21 protein-coding genes are annotated in these 19,742 nt (G+C 59.7%); 6 read left to right on the top strand and 15 right to left on the bottom strand.

Annotated features, from left to right (window positions below; translation table 11 throughout):
- Window positions 1-2 precede the first annotated feature (2 nt).
- The 3 genes from MST27_RS10120 to MST27_RS10115 are packed head-to-tail and all read left to right on the top strand — an operon-like array spanning window position 3 to window position 4,247.
- Complete coding sequence (locus MST27_RS10120) at window positions 3-3,500, top strand: pilus assembly protein (protein WP_243605841.1); 3,498 nt, start codon at window positions 3-5, stop codon at window positions 3,498-3,500.
- Window positions 3,479-3,841: a PilY2 family type 4a fimbrial biogenesis protein gene (locus MST27_RS22585; RefSeq protein WP_420864236.1), complete on the top strand. Its 363-nt coding sequence runs from the start codon at window positions 3,479-3,481 to the stop codon at window positions 3,839-3,841. Before MST27_RS10120 ends, MST27_RS22585 begins: the two co-directional genes overlap by 22 nt.
- Window positions 3,831-4,247: a type IV pilin protein gene (locus MST27_RS10115; RefSeq protein WP_243605840.1), complete on the top strand. Its 417-nt coding sequence runs from the start codon at window positions 3,831-3,833 to the stop codon at window positions 4,245-4,247. Before MST27_RS22585 ends, MST27_RS10115 begins: the two co-directional genes overlap by 11 nt.
- A 39-nt stretch (window positions 4,248-4,286) precedes the next feature.
- On the opposite strand, the gene ispH is transcribed toward MST27_RS10115, so the two are convergent.
- The 6 genes from ispH to murJ form a co-directional block, all read right to left on the bottom strand.
- Window positions 4,287-5,231: a 4-hydroxy-3-methylbut-2-enyl diphosphate reductase gene (gene ispH, locus MST27_RS10110; protein WP_243605839.1), complete on the bottom strand. Its 945-nt coding sequence runs from the start codon at window positions 5,229-5,231 to the stop codon at window positions 4,287-4,289.
- Window positions 5,232-5,383: 152 nt separating this feature from the next.
- Complete coding sequence (gene fkpB / locus MST27_RS10105; RefSeq protein ID WP_243605838.1) at window positions 5,384-5,821, bottom strand: FKBP-type peptidyl-prolyl cis-trans isomerase; 438 nt, start codon at window positions 5,819-5,821, stop codon at window positions 5,384-5,386.
- On the bottom strand, window positions 5,814-6,317 hold the full coding sequence (gene lspA, locus MST27_RS10100; protein WP_243605837.1) for a signal peptidase II: 504 nt from the start codon (window positions 6,315-6,317) through the stop codon (window positions 5,814-5,816). Before lspA ends, fkpB begins: the two co-directional genes overlap by 8 nt.
- 87 nt (window positions 6,318-6,404) lie before the next feature.
- On the bottom strand, window positions 6,405-9,236 hold the full coding sequence (gene ileS, locus MST27_RS10095; RefSeq protein ID WP_243605836.1) for an isoleucine--tRNA ligase: 2,832 nt from the start codon (window positions 9,234-9,236) through the stop codon (window positions 6,405-6,407).
- A gap of 1 nt (window position 9,237) precedes the next feature.
- Entirely contained in the window at window positions 9,238-10,188 is a 951-nt protein-coding gene (gene ribF / locus MST27_RS10090; protein WP_243605835.1) for a bifunctional riboflavin kinase/FAD synthetase, read from the bottom strand.
- An 84-nt stretch (window positions 10,189-10,272) separates the two neighbouring features.
- Window positions 10,273-11,820, bottom strand: a complete 1,548-nt coding sequence (gene murJ, locus MST27_RS10085; RefSeq protein WP_243605834.1) for a murein biosynthesis integral membrane protein MurJ — start codon at window positions 11,818-11,820, stop codon at window positions 10,273-10,275.
- Window positions 11,821-12,034: 214 nt separating this feature from the next.
- On the opposite strand from murJ, the gene rpsT reads away from it, so the two are divergent.
- Window positions 12,035-12,310: a 30S ribosomal protein S20 gene (gene rpsT, locus MST27_RS10080; RefSeq protein WP_243605833.1), complete on the top strand. Its 276-nt coding sequence runs from the start codon at window positions 12,035-12,037 to the stop codon at window positions 12,308-12,310.
- An 85-nt stretch (window positions 12,311-12,395) separates the two neighbouring features.
- Here the strand turns inward: rpsT and MST27_RS10075 are convergent, their stop codons facing one another.
- From MST27_RS10075 to rplU, 5 genes are all read right to left on the bottom strand, one after another.
- Window positions 12,396-12,857, bottom strand: coding sequence for a CreA family protein (locus MST27_RS10075; RefSeq protein ID WP_243605832.1), 462 nt, complete (start codon window positions 12,855-12,857; stop codon window positions 12,396-12,398).
- A gap of 10 nt (window positions 12,858-12,867) precedes the next feature.
- Window positions 12,868-13,983 (bottom strand): glutamate 5-kinase, encoded by a 1,116-nt coding sequence (gene proB, locus MST27_RS10070; protein ID WP_243605831.1) that lies wholly within the window; start codon window positions 13,981-13,983, stop codon window positions 12,868-12,870.
- Between the two features lie 91 nt (window positions 13,984-14,074).
- Complete coding sequence (gene cgtA, locus MST27_RS10065; RefSeq protein ID WP_243605830.1) at window positions 14,075-15,289, bottom strand: Obg family GTPase CgtA; 1,215 nt, start codon at window positions 15,287-15,289, stop codon at window positions 14,075-14,077.
- A 160-nt stretch (window positions 15,290-15,449) separates the two neighbouring features.
- Entirely contained in the window at window positions 15,450-15,707 is a 258-nt protein-coding gene (gene rpmA, locus MST27_RS10060; RefSeq protein ID WP_003292362.1) for a 50S ribosomal protein L27, read from the bottom strand.
- A gap of 34 nt (window positions 15,708-15,741) precedes the next feature.
- On the bottom strand, window positions 15,742-16,053 hold the full coding sequence (rplU, locus tag MST27_RS10055) for a 50S ribosomal protein L21 (RefSeq protein ID WP_243605829.1): 312 nt from the start codon (window positions 16,051-16,053) through the stop codon (window positions 15,742-15,744).
- Window positions 16,054-16,299: 246 nt separating this feature from the next.
- On the opposite strand from rplU, the gene MST27_RS10050 reads away from it, so the two are divergent.
- Together MST27_RS10050 and MST27_RS10045 are read left to right on the top strand one after the other, a co-directional pair.
- Window positions 16,300-17,268: a polyprenyl synthetase family protein gene (locus MST27_RS10050; protein WP_243605828.1), complete on the top strand. Its 969-nt coding sequence runs from the start codon at window positions 16,300-16,302 to the stop codon at window positions 17,266-17,268.
- Between the two features lie 114 nt (window positions 17,269-17,382).
- Window positions 17,383-17,610, top strand: coding sequence for a PA4570 family protein (locus MST27_RS10045; protein WP_243605827.1), 228 nt, complete (start codon window positions 17,383-17,385; stop codon window positions 17,608-17,610).
- A 9-nt stretch (window positions 17,611-17,619) separates the two neighbouring features.
- Here the strand turns inward: MST27_RS10045 and MST27_RS10040 are convergent, their stop codons facing one another.
- From MST27_RS10040 to MST27_RS10025, 4 genes are all read right to left on the bottom strand, one after another.
- Window positions 17,620-18,237, bottom strand: coding sequence for a BamJ family beta-barrel-assembly machinery protein (locus tag MST27_RS10040; RefSeq protein WP_243605826.1), 618 nt, complete (start codon window positions 18,235-18,237; stop codon window positions 17,620-17,622).
- Window positions 18,238-18,306: 69 nt separating this feature from the next.
- Entirely contained in the window at window positions 18,307-18,612 is a 306-nt protein-coding gene (locus MST27_RS10035) for a DUF6482 family protein (protein WP_243605825.1), read from the bottom strand.
- A 101-nt stretch (window positions 18,613-18,713) separates the two neighbouring features.
- Window positions 18,714-19,202 carry a TIGR00645 family protein gene (locus MST27_RS10030; RefSeq protein WP_243605824.1) on the bottom strand — a complete coding sequence of 163 codons (489 nt, stop codon included), beginning with the start codon at window positions 19,200-19,202 and terminating at the stop codon, window positions 18,714-18,716.
- Window positions 19,203-19,357: 155 nt separating this feature from the next.
- Window positions 19,358-19,693: a PA4575 family protein gene (locus MST27_RS10025; RefSeq protein WP_243605823.1), complete on the bottom strand. Its 336-nt coding sequence runs from the start codon at window positions 19,691-19,693 to the stop codon at window positions 19,358-19,360.
- Window positions 19,694-19,742 lie beyond the last annotated feature (49 nt).

The following is a 19,742-nucleotide window of genomic DNA, read 5'->3' as shown; positions in this document are numbered from 1 at the left end:
CTATGAAATTATCTACCGTTAGCCGCACGGCACTCAGTTGCGCCTTGGTAACTGCCATCAGTGCAGCCACTCAAACAGCATACGCAACCGGTCTAACTATTGGACAAACACCCTTATTTCTTACGGAAGGCGTTGCACCAAACTTGTTTGTCACGCTGGACGACTCTGGCTCAATGGAGCGAGCCTACGCACCGGATGGCATACAAAACACCAATGGCCGTCGATACAAGTCGGCGCATTACAACCCCCTTTATTACAATCCAAACGCTACTTATTCGTTACCTAAAAAAGTCACTTATGACAGCTCTACTGGCCAGATAACGCTCAGCGAATACAGCACAAGTTACTCTCGAGCATATATTAATGGCTTTAGGGCAGATCGCGGCAATGTAAACTTAGGCTCCGAATATCGCCCAACTTACACTTATGTCACCACGCAAACGTCTCAAAGCTTCGCAAGCAACCCGGCGCAAGACTTTAACAATTATTATCAAAATAGAGGCGTTGCCGCATACTACTATGTCTTTGACACTGACCAACAGGGCTGCACATCAAACACCAATAACCAATTAGAAGACGATGACTGCTACCGCAAAGTAAATGTCAGCACGGATGAACAGCAGAATTTTGCTAACTGGTATTCATTCTATCGCACCCGTGCGCTGGCCACTCAGTCCGCGGCTAACATTGCGTTTCTCTCGCTCCCCGAAAACGTGCGCGTAACTTGGCAAATGCTCAACTCTTGCTACTTGGCAGGAAACGGTAATTGCACAGGTGGCTCCGGGACCAATTATTCGAACCGACTACGCAACTTTTCCGGGGCCCATCGTCAACAATTTTTTGACTGGCTTGCTGACACACGCGTAAGCGGTAGTACACCTCTTAAAGCCGCGACACAACGCGTCGGAAACTTTCTTAACACAACTGGCCGAGAAAGCCCGTGGGCACACACACCAGGGACCACCATAGAACCCCAATATTCCTGTCGTCCGTCTTACCACATTCTAATGACCGACGGTGTTTGGAATGAAAACACTAATCTGAATATCGGAAACAGCGATGGCACGCAGCGGACGCTCCCGGACAACACCACATACAATCCCCGAGCCCCCTATCAGGACAGCTACGGATCTACGCTCGCGGACCTGGCATTTAAACTGTGGGCTGAGGACGCTAATAACAATCTTACAAACGACCAGAAGCCCTTCATTCCATACGCAAATGCCAATGCCGATACTCAGTACTGGGATCCTCGCAACGACCCCGCAACTTGGCAGCACCTGGTAACCTTCACGCTTGGGTTGGGCCTTACGCGAAGCCTCACCGATCCCTCCTGGGGTGGCAGCACTTACACAGGCGGATATTCCAGATTGTTGGACGGCAGTATCAACTGGCCTCAGCCTGGAAGTAACCAAGCTCAAAACGTATACGAACTATGGCACGCGGCGCTGAACTCGCGGGGCGAGTTCTTCAGTGTCGACTCTCCTGACGCAATGGTCGAGGCATTCAAAGCAATTCTGAGCAGAATCGCAAACAGGGAGACGTCGGCATCTGCGGTATCCCTCGAGTCAGCCGTTACCTCCGCAGGCAACGAAGCCTATTACGCTCGATTCTCCAGCGATAACTGGAGCGGTGAACTGCTCAAATACGATGTAGATAGCAATGGTGCGCTTACGCTTGGCTGGAACGCCAGGGATATTCTTGCGACTCAAGGGACGACGCGAGCCATCAAATATAACCGAAATGGCGTGCTCGCCGACTTCACGTGGACCAACTTGAATACCACCCAGAGAGCACTCTTGAACAAGACGGCGACTGGCGTGACGGATAGTCTTGGAAGTTCGCGCGTCGACTTTATACGCGGAAGCAGAGTTCTGGAAGGCACTACATTCCGGGAACGGAACTACGTCCTCGGAGACATCATTCACTCGAGTCCGGTGGTTGTGGGCGCCCCAGACCGGCTGGCATACATGATGGATCAAGCCGCCAATCCTAGCGGCGACACTAACTATTCGACCTATGCCGACTTCCGAAACACCAATAGCACTCGAGCTAAAAGAATCTATGTAGGCGCCAACGACGGCATGCTACATGCGTTTGATGAAAGCGGCCGGGAAGTATTCGCATACATCCCGACAAGCATTATTAGCAAACTAAATCTGCTGAGCGACAAGGGCTATAAGAACGCACACCAATACTATGTTGACGGGACACCGGTCGTCAGCGATGTATACGATGAGACCGCGAGGCGATGGAAAACGATTTTAATTGGCACTTTGCGTGGAGGTGGCCGCTCCGTATTTGCGCTCGACATCACCAATCCAAGCACCCCTTCACTCCTTTGGGAGTTCAGCTCAACAAACGATCAGGACCTTGGCTTCACATTCCCTGAACCGGTGATAACCAAATTGCACAATGGGAAATGGGGCGTGCTCGTTGCAAATGGATACAACAGTACTGATGACAAAGCCGCTCTGTTTGTAATCAACGCTCTCGACGGCACCGTTATACGTAAGCTTGAGGTTGGTCAAGCCGGAACGGTCAATGGTCTTTCTACGCCAAAAGCAGTGGATATCAACGGTGATTTGGTAACTGATTACGTTTACGCTGGTGATCTACAAGGCAACGTATGGCGCTTTGATCTTTTCGATTCAAGCGTAACGCCACGCTTCCGTAACACCGGGACGGTGAATGCGAACACCTTCAAAGTAGCCTTTAATGGGAACCCGCTTTACATCGCAACCGCATCAGATGGAACGACGCGTCAAGCAATCACCTCCGCGCCAACTCTGCTGCGTCACCCAACCGGAACGGGCTACATAGTCAGTTTTGGCACTGGTAAGTACATTGAAACTGCCGATGCGCAGGCAAACACTTCAGTGGCTCAGACCTTGTACGGCGTTTGGGACCGTCAGACAGCCGGCCAGAATGCGAGTAGCACTCCTAGTCTGAGCCGCAGCAATCTCGTACAGCAAACGATGGGCGGCGCTCAAACGGACACCTTTAGCGAGACTGACAACTCTGCGGCCAGAAGCCGCGAGTTCCGTTTGATTAGCCGAAACAATATTCAATGGATCGCCAACGACGGAACCGTTAACAAATATGGCTGGTATCTGGATCTTCAAGAAGGGACCACCAGAAAAGGCGAACTCGTAGCGACAGCAATGACCACACGGGCCAACGTTCTGATTGCTGCTACAACCACGCCGAATGCCGATCCTTGCAGCTCAGGCATTGATCGTTGGTTCATCGCTATCGACGGCTACACCGGTGGCGCAACGCAGTTCAACGTACTGGATATGACCGGCAATAACTATGTGACGGCTTCCGATGGTTATAACGGCGCGGTGGTTTCGAGCATTCGAATCCCGGGCTTCGGTTCACCAGCGATAGTGGGCACCGATGCGTTCTTGAACACCGACACCGGAATCCAAAAAGAGGTTCTTGACTTTGGCCCGACATCACGCGGACGCCAAACATGGCGAGTCATGGGAGAATAACCATGTTGCAGATAACACCACGGCTAGCGACCCTACCGCTGCTTTTTTGTTTGACAGCGCACGCTGCAACGTTTGAATCAGTGGGCATGGTCCAGGCAGTTGATCTAGGCAAGTCGACAATCCGTGTCAACGGGCAGTTGTACCAACTTCCGAACCGTGTTACCGAAAGCCTTCACCCCAACGGAGGGCCAGTGATTCATCAGCTACAACTCGGAACTACTGTATCTTTCTCAGGTGATGCGGCTAACACTCGAGCAACGATTGATTCTATGGCAATACTCAGACAACCTACCGCCGAGGATCTGGAGCAGCTGCAACGGGAAAACGTCTATGAAGAGTAATAACAGCGCTGGCTTTACCCTCATTGAATTAATGATTGTGGTCATCATCATTGGCGTGCTGGCGGCGATTGCCATACCTAGCTACCAAAACTACGTTGTCCGCTCAAACCGTACGGAAGGCCTCGCGCTGCTCAACGAAGCAGCCGCGCGACAAGAACGTTTTTTTTCACAAAACAACCGCTACGCAACGACAACAGCAGAGCTGGGGTATGCGAGTGCCGCGTCTGCCAATAACTTGTATCAGCTAGCAATAGGCAACAGCGCCACCTCAGTTCAGTACAGAATGACGGTCGTCCCACAAGGCACACAGGCCAGCCGCGACACTTTGTGTGGAACTTTGGGCATTGACAACTCCGGCGCAAAATCCGAAACCGGTACAGGCACTGTCAACGACTGTTGGAAGTAATAATCCTATCGAGCAAAGTCGGCTGAAAGCCGGCTTTGTTCACACCACCTTCAACCGCAACTCCTTCGGCATGGAGAACGTCACGTTCTCCGGCCGGCCATCCAGTTCATCGGTTCCGGTGGCGCCCCACTCACGGAGCTGGTCAATTACGCCTCGCACCAGCACTTCGGGAGCCGAAGCACCAGCGGTGATGCCGACACGAGCGACCGACTCGAACCATTCCTGCTTGAGGTCCTGTGCGCCGTCGATCAGGTAGGCCGGCGTGCCCATACGCTCCGCCAGCTCACGCAGGCGATTGGAGTTGGAGCTGTTGGGGCTGCCGACGACGAGCAGCACATCGCACTCGGCGGCCAGTTGCTTGACCGCGTCCTGACGGTTCTGCGTGGCGTAGCAGATATCGTCCTTGCGCGGGCCGCCAATGCTTGGGAAACGTGCGCGCAAGGCATCGATCACCCGGCTGGTGTCGTCCATCGACAGCGTCGTCTGGGTAACGAACGCCAGGGCTTCAGGGTTGCGTACGTCCAGCTTGGCGACATCATCTTCGTCTTCCACCAGGTAAATGGCGCCGCCCTTGCTGGCGTCATACTGGCCCATGGTGCCTTCGACTTCCGGGTGCCCTTCATGGCCGATGAGGATGCATTCGCGCCCTTCCCGGCTGTACTTGGTCACCTCCAGATGGACCTTGGTCACTAGCGGGCAGGTCGCGTCGAACACCTTGAGGCCGCGCTTGTCCGCTTCCATGCGAACGGCCTGAGACACGCCGTGCGCACTGAAAATGACGATGAACCCGTCCGGCACCTGGTCGAGCTCGTCGACGAAGATCGCCCCGCGCTCGCGCAGGTCTTCCACCACGAACTTGTTATGTACGACTTCGTGCCTGACATAGATCGGTGGGCCGAAGACTTCCAGGGCCCGATTGACAATCTCGATAGCGCGGTCGACACCGGCACAGAAGCCACGCGGATTGGCGAGTTTGATCTGCATATGAATTCTCGACGCTCTGGGCGGGTGGGTGGTGAGTGTACCGACTGAGGTTGCGACGACGCGAAATGAGTTATAGGTAACAACACGCACAAAGGGCGAGACGATCACCAGCAAGCACGCTTCTACAAAGCGGCGTCAGTGCACGACTCATGTCAGACCGCTTTAACGTCGAATATCTCGACGTCGAAGGTCAACGTTTTGCCCGCCAAAGGATGGTTGAAATCGACAGTGACCTGGCGATCATCAAAGCGTTTGACGATACCTGGCAGTTCGGTCTTTGCCGCATCGTTGAAAATCACCAGCAGGCCCTCGGACAGCTCCATGCCTTCGAACTGATTGCGCGGCATGATCTGCACGTTCTGCTCGTTATGCTGGCCAAACCCTTGTTCGGGATTGATCTGGAAGGTCCGCTTGTCCCCTGCCTTGAGCCCGAACAGCTGCTGCTCGAAGCCTGGCAGCAGATTGCCATCACCCACCTTGAAGGTCGCAGGCTGCTTGGCGAACGTACTGTCGACCTGCTTACCATTCTCCAGACTGAGGGTGAAATGCAAGGTCACTTGCGTATCCGACCCAATGCGCTGCTCACTCATTTATTGTTTCTCTCGTTTTGCTGCTACGAAACATGTCCAGTGCCAGCATCACGGCACCGACCGTGATGGCGCTGTCCGCGATGTTGAACGCGGGGAAGCGCCATTGATACTGCCAGTGCACCAGGATAAAATCGACGACATGACCAAGCACCATGCGGTCGTAGAGATTGCCGAGGGCTCCCCCGAGCACCAGCGCCAGGGCGATCGCCAGCCAGGTCTCGCTGGGCTTGAGGCGCTTCATCCAGACCACCAGCACGACGCTCACGCCGATGGCGATCAGTGCGAACAGCCAGCGCTGCCAGCCGGAGTGATCAGCCAGGAAGCTGAACGCCGCTCCGGTGTTGTAGGCCAGCGTCCAGGCGAAATAACCGGGGATTACGTCAACCGTCTGGTACAGACTGAACCTGGCTTCGAAATAGTGCTTGGTGGCCTGGTCCAGCGCAATCACCAGGATGCTTAGCCAGAGCCATGTGAGCTTGCCGAAACGCGCGTTCACAAGCCCACCTCCGCAGGCCACCGCCCGCCAACTGAGCGCACCTGCCGTATGAAACGAACGCTCATCAAAGCGCCAACTGACATGGCGTCACGCATAGTGGCGAACCTCGCCAGCGCCTTCGATGTTCTCCACGCAGCGTCCGCAGATATCGGGATGTGCTGCATTCGAACCCACGTCCGGCAGATGGTGCCAGCAACGGCCACACTTGGGATCGGCGGTCTTGACCACTTGCAGCCTGAGCCCGGACAGTTCGCTGGGTACGGCCTCGGCTGGCGCCGAGGTCAACGGGGCAACACGAACCGAGGAGGTGATCAGCACGAAGCGCAGCTCGCCGCCCAGTTTGTTCAGCGTCGAGACGAGCGCCTCGTCGGCATAGAGCACGACTTCGGCCTGCAGGTTGCCGCCGATGGTCTTGGCCGCGCGCTGGGTTTCCAACTCCTTGTTTACCGCGGCCTTGACCGCCATGACCTGTTCCCAGAACGCGCGATCCAGTTCGGCATCTGCCGGCAGCTCTACAAGCCCGTCATACCAGGTATTGAGCATCACCGACTCGTTACGCTCGCCCGGCAGGTACTGCCAGATCTCGTCGGCCGTGAACGCCAGAATCGGCGCGATCCAGCGCACCAGCGCCTCAGCGATGTGATACAGCGCCGTCTGGCAGGAGCGGCGTGGCAGGCTGTCCGCACCCGTGGTGTACTGGCGGTCCTTGATGATGTCGAGGTAGAAGCCGCCCAGCTCCTGAACACAGAAGTTGTGCACTTTCTGATAGACATTCCAGAAACGGTAGCTCGAGTAGGCTTCTTCGATCTCGCGCTGGACCAGCAGGGTCCGGTCGATGGCCCAGCGGTCCAGGGCGATCAGCTGATCGGCCGGCACCAGATGCTTGGCCGGGTCGAAACCGTCGAGATTGGAGAGCAGGAAACGGGCCGTGTTGCGTATCCGACGATAGGAATCGGCGCTGCGCTGGAGAATCACCTTGGAGACGGCCATCTCGCCTGAATAATCGGTCGAGGCGACCCAAAGACGGAGAATATCGGCCCCCAGGCTATCGGTGACTTCCTGTGGAGCGACGACGTTACCAAGGGACTTGGACATCTTGCGGCCGTTCTCGTCGACCACGAAGCCGTGAGTCAGCAACCCCTTGTAGGGCGCGTGGCCGTCGATCGCCGACCCGGTCAGCAGGGACGAATGGAACCAGCCGCGATGCTGATCGGAGCCCTCCAGATAGAGGTCGGCGCGCGGACCGCTGGCGTGGCCCATCATGTGCGAGCCGCGCATCACGTGCCAATGTGTGGTACCGGAATCGAACCAGACGTCCAGCGTGTCGCTGATCTTCTCGTACTGTGCCGCTTCGTCACCCAGCAGCTCAGCCGCGTCCAGCTTCGACCAGGCCTCGATTCCGCCTTGCTCCACGCGCTGCGCGACCTGCTCCATCAGCTCGACGGTACGCGGGTGCAACTCGCCGCTTTCCTTGTGCAGGAAGAACGGGATCGGCACCCCCCAGGTCCGCTGGCGCGAGATGCACCAGTCCGGGCGACCGGCGATCATGCCGTGCAGGCGCGCCTGGCCCCAGGCGGGGACGAATTCGGTCTGCTCGATGGCGTCCAGCGCTCGACGGCGCAGCGAACTGCCGTCGTGGGCGACCTTGTCCATGCCGACGAACCACTGCGCGGTGGCACGGTATATCAGCGGCGTCTTGTGCCGCCAGCAATGCATGTAGCTGTGCTGGATGCTTTCATGCTTGAGCAGCGCGCCGACTTCATCCAGCTTGGCGACGATGTTGGGGTTGGCCTTCCAGATGAACTGGCCGCCAAAGAACGGCAGATCCGGGACGTAAACACCATTGCTCTGCACCGGCCCGAGGATATCGTCGTTCTCCATGCCGTAGTGCTTGCATGAGCGGAAGTCGTCTTCGCCATAGGCAGGTGCAGAGTGGACGATACCGGTGCCGGCACCGGTTTCCACGTAGTCGGCTAGGTAGACCGGGGCGAAGCGCTCATAGAACGGATGGCGGAAGCGGATCAGCTCGAGTGCCCGGCCTTCGCAACGGGCGACGATTTCGCCGCTCAGCCCATAACGCTGCAAGCAGGACTCGACCAATTCCTCCGCCAGGACCAAGAGGCGATCGCCGGTATCGACCAACGCGTAGACGAATTCGGGATGCACGTTCAGCGCCTGGTTGGCCGGGATGGTCCAGGGCGTGGTGGTCCAGATGACGATGCTGGCCGGCTTGGCGAGCGTGGCGACCGAAAAGGCCGCAGCGAGCTTGTCCGCGTCCTCGACCTGGAAGGCGACGTCGATCGCATCGGACTTCTTATCCTGGTACTCCACCTCGGCCTCGGCCAGCGCCGAGCCGCAGTCGAAACAGAAGTTGACCGGTTTGAGGCCCTTGAAGACGAAACCACCCTCGACCATCTTCGCCAGGGCACGAATCTCTCCCGCCTCGTTGACGAAATCCATGGTGCGATACGGGTTGTCCCATTCGCCGAGCACGCCCAGGCGGATGAAATCGGCTTTCTGCCCTTCGATCTGCTCGGCCGCATAGGCACGGCAGCGCTCGCGGGTCAGGTCCGCAGGCTGGTTCTTGCCATAGGTGATCTCGACCTTGTGCTCGATCGGCAGGCCGTGGCAGTCCCATCCCGGAACGTAGGGCGCATCGAACCCGGCCAGGGTCTTCGAGCGAACGATGATGTCCTTGATGACTTTGTTGACGGCGTGCCCGATATGAATGCTGCCGTTCGCATAGGGCGGGCCGTCGTGCAGGACGAATTTCGGGCGACCCTCGCCAATCTGGCGCAGCTTTCCGTACAGGTCGATGCTGCTCCAGCGCTGCAGAATCTCCGGCTCGCGCTGTGGCAGACCGGCCTTCATCGGAAACGCCGTGGACGGCAGATTGAGGGTCGCTTTGTAATCGGTCATTTCAGTCCTGACTCGTGGTAGAGGGTGAAGCCCGCCAGTATTCGCGAGCAGCGGCGATGTCAGCTTCGATCGCCGTCCTGAGTGCCTCAAGCGAGGCGAAGCGCTGCTCGTCTCGCAGCTTGCGGTGAAAGGTCACGCGCAGCAGGCGACCGTACAGGTCGCCCTGATAGTCCAGCAAATGCACCTCCAGATGCGGGTTGCCGTCACTGGTCACGGAGGGCCGCATACCGATGTTCGCCACCGCCGCCTGCGGCCGACCGTCGACCTCGGTACTGACCATGAACACCCCGCTTAACGGTACGTTCTTGCGCTTGAGCTGGATGTTCGCCGTGGGCGCGCCGAGTTCACGACCGAGCGCCTGGCCATGCATGACACGCCCGGTAATGCTGAATGAGCGCCCGAGCAGCTTCTCCGCCAATGACAGGTCGCCCGCAGCCAGCACCTGACGCAGCCGCGTACTGCTGACCCTCTCGCCAGCGACCTCTATCGTGCGCGCTGCCTCTACGGTAAAGCCCTCGACCGCACCCGCCTGCACCAGGAAATCAAAGTCCCCGGCGCGGTCGCAGCCGAAGCGGAAGTCATCGCCCACCTCGAGATGCCTGACACCCAGCCCTTCCACCAGCGTCGCATGGACGAATTCGGCCGCACTCAGTTCACGCAGGCGGCGATTGAAAGCCAGGCACAACACCATGTCGATGCCCTGTTCTTCCAGCAACTGGAGCTTTTCCCGCAGGCGCGTCAGCCGGGCTGGAGCGCTGTGCGGCGTGAAGAACTCGCGCGGTTGCGGCTCGAATATCACCACACAGCTCGGCACCCCCAGCTCGGCGGCCCGCTCACGCAAACGCGCCAGGATAGCCTGGTGCCCTCGGTGAACGCCGTCGAAATTGCCGATGGTGGCGACGCATCCCCGATGCCGGGGCCGCAGGTTGTGGAGACCTCGAACCAGCTGCATACCGCACTTCTTGCTTGGAAAGTCGCCGATTATACGCATGAGCAGCCGGTGCCGGACAGGTTTGCCACTCGCCTGCCCGCCCCGTCAGTGACGCAGATGCCTGGGCCGCAGCCCCAGCAGCACCAGCCCCGCCACGAATGCCGCAATACCTGCCACCACGAGGATACCCAGCTGCAAGGCTCGCTGCTGCCAGCCCCAGGCGAACCACTCGAGTGTCGGCACATTCAGCCACCACACCGCGGCGACCATGGCGGCGCACCCGCCACACAGCCTGAACAGGAACATGCCCCAGCCCGGCGCGATACGGAAGACACCGATCTTGTACAACCCCCAGAAGAGCAGCAGCGCATTGAGCATCGACGACAATGAGGTGGCCAGGGCCAAACCGACATGCTGCAGCGGCCAGATCAGGATCAGGTTCATCACCATGTTGGCGACCATGCAGGTGATGGCCACCCGCACCGGCGTCTTCATGTCCTGCCTCGCAAAGAAACCGGGTGCGAGCACCTTGATCAACATGAAGGCGAGGACGCCGAGCGAATAGGCCTCAAGCGCATTGGCGGACTGCAACACGGCCTCCTCGCTCATGGCGCCATAGAAGAACAGGCTTGCAATCAGCGGCTCGGCCAGGATGCCAAGCGCCAAGGCCGCCGGGACCCCCACCAGCAGAACCATGCGCAGGGCCCAGTTGAGCGTATCCGAAAAGGCTTTCGGGTCGGCGCCGGCATGCTGCCGGGACAGACTCGGCAGGATGACGGTCCCGATCGCGATACCGAAAGCGCCCAGCGGCAACTCCGACAGGCGGTCAGCGTAGTACAGCCACGACACGCTACCGGTCTGGAGGAAGGACGCCAACACCGTGTCGAGCAATAGATTGATCTGGCTGACCGAAACGCCGAATAGCGCGGGCACCATCAACAGCAAGATGCGCCGCACGCCCTCGTCACCGATGCGCAGGCGCGGGCGCGGCAGCAACCCCAGCTTCGCCACGTAGGGCAGCTGGAAACCCAGCTGCGCGAACCCGGCGATGAACACACCCCAGGCAAGGGCTTTGATCGGCTCGTCGAAGTATGGCGTCAGGAAGACCGCCGAGGTGATCATGCAGACGTTCAGCAGAACGGGCGTGAAGCCCGGCACGGCGAAGCGCCCATAGCTGTTGAGCACGCCCGAGGTAAAGGCGGTTAGTGAAATCAGCAGCAGATAGGGAAAGGTGATGCGCAGCAGCTCCCCGGCCAGCGCCATCTTTGCCGGCTCGTCATGAAAGCCTGGCGCGAACACCATCACCACATAGGGCGAAGCCAGCACCCCGATAGCCGTGATCCCGGTGAGTATCAGCCCGAGCATGCCTGCGGTCCGGTCGACCAACAGCTTGACTTCGGCCAGGGTGCGCTGGGTCCGGTATTCCGACAACACCGGCACGAAGGCCTGGGCGAAGGCACCTTCGGCGAACAGGCGACGCAGAAAATTAGGGATCTTGAAAGCGATGAAGAAGGCGTCGGCGGCCGCCCCCGAACCGAAATAGCTGGCGACCACCATATCGCGTACCATCCCCAGCACGCGGGAGAGCAGCGTCATGACGCTGACTACCGCGCTGGAGCGCAACAATCCGCCTTTCCCGGACGTATCGGACATGTGTTTTCCTAGAATTGCCGCGAAGGTTCCGATCAGGCCTGTGCCTGCGGATCGACGGGCAATACGACAGACGAAGAGGCGGCGAGTTTAGCGACAGGCCTCCTGTCCGGCCAGCGTTCATCACAGCTTTCACGGACTTGACAACCCCCCGCCGCATCGGCATGATTCGCGGCCTTGTTTGCTTTGTATCCCCACGTTTTCGAGGAGTTCGACGGTGGCCAACAGCCCTTCCGCCAAAAAACGCGCAATTCAGGCTGAGAAGCGTCGCAGCCACAACGCCAGCTTGCGCTCCATGGTCCGTACCTACATCAAGAATGTAGTCAAGGCCATTGATGCAAAAGATCTGGAAAAAGCTCGTACTGCTTACACCGCAGCCGTGCCTGTGATCGACCGCATGGCCGACAAAGGCATCATTCACAAGAACAAGGCCGCTCGTCACAAGAGCCGCCTGAACAGCCACATCAAGGCCCTCGGCACTGCCGCAGCCTAAGCTGTTCGTTCTTGAAAAAAAACCGGCCTAGTGCCGGTTTTTTTGTGTCTGGATTCAAGCCGCGGCCAACGGCAACGCCCACCCGCTAGCGCGAAGCGCCCCAAGGCAGAACGGGGATGGCCGTGACGGCATTCTGAGGGCCCCCCTCGATGACGCGGTCGCTGTAGACGAGATAGATCAGCGTATTGCGCGGCTCGTCGAAAAAGCGCACCACCTGCATGGTCTTGAATACCAGCGAGGTGCGCTCCTTAAACACCACTTCCCCGTCTTCCAGCGCCTCGCTCATGCGAATTGGACCCACCTGACGACAAGCAATCGAAGCTTCAGCCCGATCCTCGGCCAGCCCCAGCCCACCTTTTATACCGCCCGTCTTGGCTCGCGAGAGGTAGCAGGTCACCCCTTCGACCTTGGGATCATCGAACGCCTCCACTACGATCTTGTGGTTGGGTCCCAGCCACTTGAAGGCAGTGTCGACTTCGCCGATCTCCCGCGCCATGCCAGTCATGGGGCACAGCGCCAGCAACACCAGTGCTTTTGCCAAGCGCATCGGATTCCCCTCAGACTAGGATCATGTTGTCGCGGTGGATCAACTCAGGCTCATCCACATAGCCCAGCAACTTCTCGATCTCATCGGACGACCGCCCGAGAATCCGCTGCGTCTCGGCCACACTGTAGTTGGCCAGCCCGCGCGCGACCTCGCGGCCATCCGGGCCGACGCAAACCACCATCTCACCCCGACGAAATCCGCCCTGGACCGCCTTGACACCGACCGGTAACAAGCTTCGACCCTGACGCAAGGCCAGCACCGCGCCCTCGTCCAGCGTAACGGTACCTCGTGTTTGCAGGTGGCCGGCCAACCATTGCTTGCGCGCGGCATGCCGGGTTCGCTCAGGTGCCAACAAGGTTCCCAGCCGCTCCCCCTGCTGCAGACGCGCCAAGACCTGCTCGATTCGCCCCCCGACGATGACGGTGTAGGCACCCGAGCGAGCCGCCAGCCGCGCCGCGCGCAGCTTGGTCTGCATCCCGCCCCGACCGAGCGCGCCGCCCGTTCCACCCGCGACAGCATCGAGCGCCGGATCATCGGCCCGCGCCTCGCTGATCAGATTCGCCTGCGGATTGCTGCGAGGGTCGGCATCGAACATGCCGTCGCGATCCGTCAGGATGACCAGTAGATCCGCTTCAACGAGATTGGCCACGAGCGCAGCCAGGGTGTCATTGTCACCGAAGCGGATCTCATCGGTGACGACGGTGTCGTTTTCATTGATGACGGGAACGACCTGCAGGTCGATGAGGGTGCGCAGCGTGCTGCGAGCATTCAGGTATCGCTTCCGATCGGACAGATCATCGTGTGTGACCAGCACCTGCGCCGTCTGCTGGTCACGCCGGGCAAAGCTGCTCTCCCAGGCCCTGATCAGGCCCATCTGGCCAACCGCGGCCGCTGCCTGCAGCTCGTGCACCGCCTTGGGTCGTGCAGCCCAGCCGAGCCGACTCATGCCGGCCGCGACCGCACCGGACGAAACCAGCACCAGCTCGATCCCGGCGTCGCGCAAAGCCACCATCTGATCGACCCAGACCGCCATCGCATCCTGATCCAACCCTCGACCGTCCGCGGTCAGCAGCGCACTGCCGATCTTCACCACCCAGCGCCGAGCGCCGCTCACCTTGTCCCGCATCGATCCCGCCCTTAATCCCGTAACAGGCCAAACCACTTCAGTGAGGGCTGTCGATCAGCCCACCGACCACCCGCCTACGCCAGCATTGCGATCAGCGAACGTAGAAGATCTCCGCGCCGCCTTCATCATCATCGTCATCGTCGAAATCATCGTCCTCGGCATCAGACGACTTGACGCCGGCACGCCGCAGCGCGCGCTGATCATCCAGCTCCTGCAGCCGCGCGCGCGCCTCGTCTTCGATCTGCCGATCGAGTTCAGCCAGCGCCTCGGCGTATTCAGGCTCTTCGGCGATGCGCAACGTACGCTCATCCAGATAACGCATGATCGCCTGACTGAGCGCCTCCGTACCCTCACGCTCCAGCGCGGAAATGACGAAGACCGGCCCGGTCCAATCGAGCCGATCGACGACCGCACGTACACGCGCCTCGCGCTCCTCCTCGAGCAATTGGTCCGCCTTGTTGAGCACCAGCCAGCGATCACGCTGAGCCAACGCCGGACTGAACTTCTCCAATTCACCGAGGATGACCTCAGCGGAATCGGCCGGATCGCTTTCATCCAGCGGAGCCATATCCACGAGGTGCAACAGCAGGCGGGTCCGTGCCAGATGCTTGAGGAAGCGAATACCGAGCCCGGCCCCCTCGGAAGCCCCCTCGATCAATCCCGGTATGTCCGCAACCACGAAACTCTTGTAGCGCCCCACACTGACCACGCCGAGATTCGGCACCAGCGTGGTAAAGGGATAGTCGGCGACTTTCGGCTTGGCAGCCGATACCGAACGAATGAAGGTGCTCTTGCCAGCGTTCGGCAGGCCCAACAGCCCGACATCGGCCAACACTTTCAGCTCGAGCTTGAGATCACGCGCCTCACCCGGCTTGCCCGGTGTGGTCTGGCGTGGCGCACGGTTGGTACTGGACTTGAAACGGGTGTTGCCCAACCCGTGCCAGCCGCCCTGGGCGACCAGCAGGCGCTGCCCCGGCCGCGTCAGGTCGCCGATGACATCCTGGGTAGCGGCATCGATGACCGTGGTCCCAACCGGCACTGGCAGCACTAGGTCATCACCCTTGGCCCCCGTACACTCGGTGCTGCCGCCCTTCTGCCCATTGGGCGCATGGAAACGTCGCGTATAGCGATAGTCGACCAGGGTATTGAGGTTCTCGTCGGCCTCGAGAAACACGGAGCCACCGTCACCGCCGTCGCCACCGTTGGGGCCACCTTTTTCGATGAACTTCTCGCGACGAAAGCTCATCATGCCGTTGCCACCGTCACCGGCTTTTACAAAAATCGATACTTCATCGACGAATTTCATGGGAACGCCTCCCGCCGCAAGGCGGGTTAGAAACAGAAATATAAGGGTCTTGCGAAACCCGGCGGAGCCAGGGCGCAGCAGCGTTACGCAAGAGCCCTATAGAGGATACAGAAACAAAAAAGCCCCGTCGCATGACAGGGCTTTTCCAGCAACGCCGCAGTTAGGCTGCGACGACGCTCACGTAGCGACGGCCAAAAGCGCCCTTCACTTCGAACTTGACCACGCCTTCGACCTTGGCGAAGAGGGTGTGATCCTTGCCCATGCCGACGCCATAACCGGCGTGGAACTGGGTGCCGCGCTGACGCACGATGATGTTGCCGGCCTTGATGACCTGGCCGCCATACATCTTCACGCCAAGTCGTTTGGCTTCTGAGTCGCGACCGTTGCGGGTAGAACCGCCAGCTTTTTTGTGTGCCATGAGTTCAATACTCCTATAAGGGGATTCAGGCCGATCAGCCCTGAATACCGGTGATTTTGACCTCAGTGAACCACTGACGGTGGCCCTGACGCTTCATGTGGTGCTTACGACGGCGGAATTTGATGATGCTGACCTTGTCGTGACGGCCTTGAGCGATCACTTCGGCAGTGACCTTGGCACCATCCACCACCGGAGCGCCGATCTTCACATCGTCGCCGTTGCCAACCAGCAGGACGCGGTCGAAAGTGACAGCTTCGCCAGTTGCAACTTCGAGTTTTTCAATCTTGAGGTATTCGCCTTCGGCAACCTTGTATTGCTTGCCGCCGGTTACGATAACTGCGTACATCGTGTATCTCCGTTGATCCTGCTCACCCAGCGCTTTAGTGAAATAGTTGGGGGCTGGCATGGCTGCTCGGGGCCGGAAAAGACGCCCTTGCAATTGCGTAAGGCAGGGAAATGCCCAGGGGGAAGTTCAGGGTCCGCGATTGTACGCATGCGCCAGCGGCTGCGCAATAGCCGCCGGGACTCGCCTTGACAGTGTCTGACCCGCCCCATAGCATGCCGCGCAATCTCCGTGGAGTACGCTTCCCCGATGCAACCCCAGGCCTTTTACCAAGTCGTGGCTGATGATTTCGCTGCCGTTGACGGCATCATCCGCAATCAGCTGACGTCCCGCGTGCCGCTGGTGGAAAAGATCGGGGACTACATCACCTCGGCCGGCGGCAAGCGTCTGCGCCCCCTGCTGGTACTGCTCAGCGGCAATGCGCTGGGCCTGAAGGGCGAACAGCTGCGCCTGCTCGCGGCGATCATCGAATTCCTCCACACCTCGACGCTGCTGCACGACGATGTCGTCGACATGTCCGGCATGCGTCGTGGTCGCTCGACGGCCAACGCCCTCTGGGGTAACGCGCCGAGCGTGCTGGTGGGCGACTTCCTGTACGCCCGGTCCTTCGAAATGATGGTCAGCCTCGGCTCCATGCCGGTCATGCGTATTATCTCCCAGGCCACTCGCGTCATCGCCGAGGGCGAGGTGCTGCAGCTTTCGAAGGTTCGCGATGCCAGCACCACCGAAGCCATATATATGGATGTGATTCGCGGCAAAACGGCAATGCTGTTCGAAGCCTCGACACACAGCGCTGCCACCCTGGCCGGCGCCAGCGCGGAGCAATGCGAGGCGCTACGCACGTTTGGCGACCATCTGGGCGTGGCCTTCCAGTTGGTCGATGACCTGCTCGATTACCAGGGCGACGCCGAAACGCTTGGCAAGAACGTCGGCGATGACCTGGCCGAGGGCAAACCAACCCTTCCCCTGATCTACACCATGCGCGAAGGCACAGCGGACCAGGCAGCTCTTGTTCGGCGCGCCATTCAGAAAGGCGGCATCGAGGACCTCGAGCACATCCGCAAGGCTGTCGAAGATTGCGGCGCGCTCGACTACACAGCGCGCCTGGCCCGGGAATATGCCGAGCGTGCGATCGCCTGCCTCGAACTGATCCCGGCCAACCGCTACCGTGACGCCCTGGTCGAGCTGAGCCGGTTCGCCGTCGCCCGCACCTACTGATCTCCATCTACCCGCCTGCCAGTACGATCACCATCGATCGGCGCTGCCGCTATTTGCGCTTGCATGTTTGCAAATAACAATTATTCTCATTAACGAGATCAATTGGAGGCACCCATGACTTATCTGATCGATGCCTGGCTGGACCGCCCACACCCCTACCTGCGCATACTCGACCGCCACACCGGTGCGGTCTGCGTATCGCTCGACGGCGACGCTCTCGAGGAACTGCGCGAGCAAGGGGATCTGGATCTGCAGGAGCTGAGCACCAGCGAACCCTGCGTGCTCAAGGAACAGGTACGCAACCTGTTCCTCTTTTCATACGCACGGGCGTTGCGCCCGTGACCGCTGCCCTCAGAGGACGGAGAGCAGTTCGACGTCGAACACCAGCACGCTGTGCGGCGGGATGCTGCCCACGCCTTGCGCACCATAGGCCAATTCGCTTGGCACGTAGAGCCGCCATTTGCTGCCGACGCCCATGAGTTGGAGGGCTTCGGTCCACCCGGCGATCACACCGCCAACGGGGAATTCCGCGGGCTGGCCACGCTGGTAGGAGCTGTCGAAGACGGTCCCGTCGATCAGGGTTCCGTGGTAATGCGTGCGGACGTGGTCCTGCACACCGGGCTTGGCGCCCTCGCCTGCGTTCAGCACTTCGTACTGCAGGCCGGATGCGAGTGTAGTCACACCTTCGCGCTTAGCGTTCTCGGCCAGGAAGGCCTTGCCTTCGCCAGCGGCTGCTTCGGCCTTCTTCTGTGCCTCGGCCTGCATACGCTCGCGGATGACCGCGAAGCTGGCATTCAAGGCCTGGGCATCGACACGGCTTTCGGCGCCAGAGAATGCATCGCGAATGCCTTCGATCACGGCGTCCAGGCTGATGCCCGGGGGCGGGTTGTCACGCAGCTGCTCGCCGAGCTGGCGGCCGATACCGTAGCTGACCCGGGTTTCGTCGGTGGAAAGGTTGAGTTCGCTCATGCCTGGGCTCCGCTGAAAAAAAGGTCGCACAGCCTAGCACAGCGAAGCAGGCTTCGAGCGGCAGGCAGCTCACCAGGCCGAACGCAGACTGATCGGCACTCGCAACGGCTCCCGGACGCCGGTTGCCAACCCGCACATCTCGTCATAGGCCGAGCTGTGAACGAGGTACAGCGGCACCGCGGGCAACTCGCTGAGCAACTCACGAGCATGCTCGACGGAGCGCAGGTGAATCACGCTTCCCAGCTCGTCACGCAGCACCTGAGAGCGGCCCTGCGCCTGAACACTCAGCAGGTAGAACCCACCTTCCAGCGAAACCAGGTCGAGCGCCTGTATCCGCGAGGCGTGTGCCTCTTCCATTAATGCCTGCATGTTCATGACCAACTCCATGTACAGGGAAAACCGCCTTGTACAACATTTGATCGAGGCGGTACAACCCGCGCACCCGGTGGTCGGTTACCCACGCGGGGCGACGAACATCAGTGCTTGGTGAGCTTGTCCAGGTAGCCCATGGCGAACGCCGACAGCACGAAAGTCAGATGGATGATGACGTACCACATCAGCTGCTCGCTCTCGAGCTGTTGGGCATCCATGAACATGCGTAGCAGATGGATCGAGGAGATGGCAACGATCGAAGCCGCGACCTTCATCTTCAACGAGCCGGAGTCCATCTTCCCCAACCAGTCGAGCTTTTCCTTGCCTTCGTCCACGTTCAGTTGCGACACGAAGTTCTCGTAGCCGGACAACATCACCATGACCAGCAAACCGCCGACCAGCGCCATGTCGATCAGCGACAACAGCTTCAGGATCAGATCGCCTTCACTCAGCGAGAGCACCGACGGCAGGATGTGCCAGATTTCCTGAAAGAATTTGATCGCCAACGCCAGTAGCGCAAACGCCAGGCCGAAGTAGATTGGCGCCAGCAACCAGCGCGCCGCATACATGCTGTTCTCGATGATACGTTCCATCTGATCTCACTGTGAGGGAAGACACTCGCGGGCGAGTATACGCAGCGCAACGCGCCGTTCAAGGCGCGCCGCGGCGGTTGAAACACGTGTGGATAACCAATGCCGGAGCGCCCGTCCGATGCCAGAAAAGGGTAGCAGCCGAGGTGTCCGACCCGTCAGGTACGCGACTCCCAACCGCCCAGGTAGCGCGACTGATTGGCGTTGACCTTGCGCAATTCGGCCTGCATGTGCAGCTGCCAGATCGAAGGCGAGTCCGACTGACTGTAGCCCTGTCCGTAAAGATTGCTGGCGATTGCCTGCAGCACCGACTCGGCCGCACGAGGCCCGTGGAATGGGCCCTGCGCCTTGATCGCGGTCGGTTGCCCGCCGTCAAGACCCGCCGCGCAGAGCAGCGTCCACAAACCGTTGCCTCCGGCCAGGGGACGAATAATGCATTCGATACGGGTGACCAGGCCCAGGCACTGGCGGTTGAGGCAAAGCGTTTGAGTCATGGCGGCGGTCCTCGCGCTCGGTCGCGCCTCGCCGCCGTGAACGAACCGG

This window comes from Stutzerimonas marianensis, from assembly GCF_022810315.1.
Classification (GTDB): Bacteria; Pseudomonadota; Gammaproteobacteria; order Pseudomonadales; family Pseudomonadaceae; genus Stutzerimonas; species Stutzerimonas marianensis.
The sequence above is the reverse complement of the archived record's forward strand: the minus strand, read 5'-3'. Positions and strand labels throughout refer to the sequence as shown.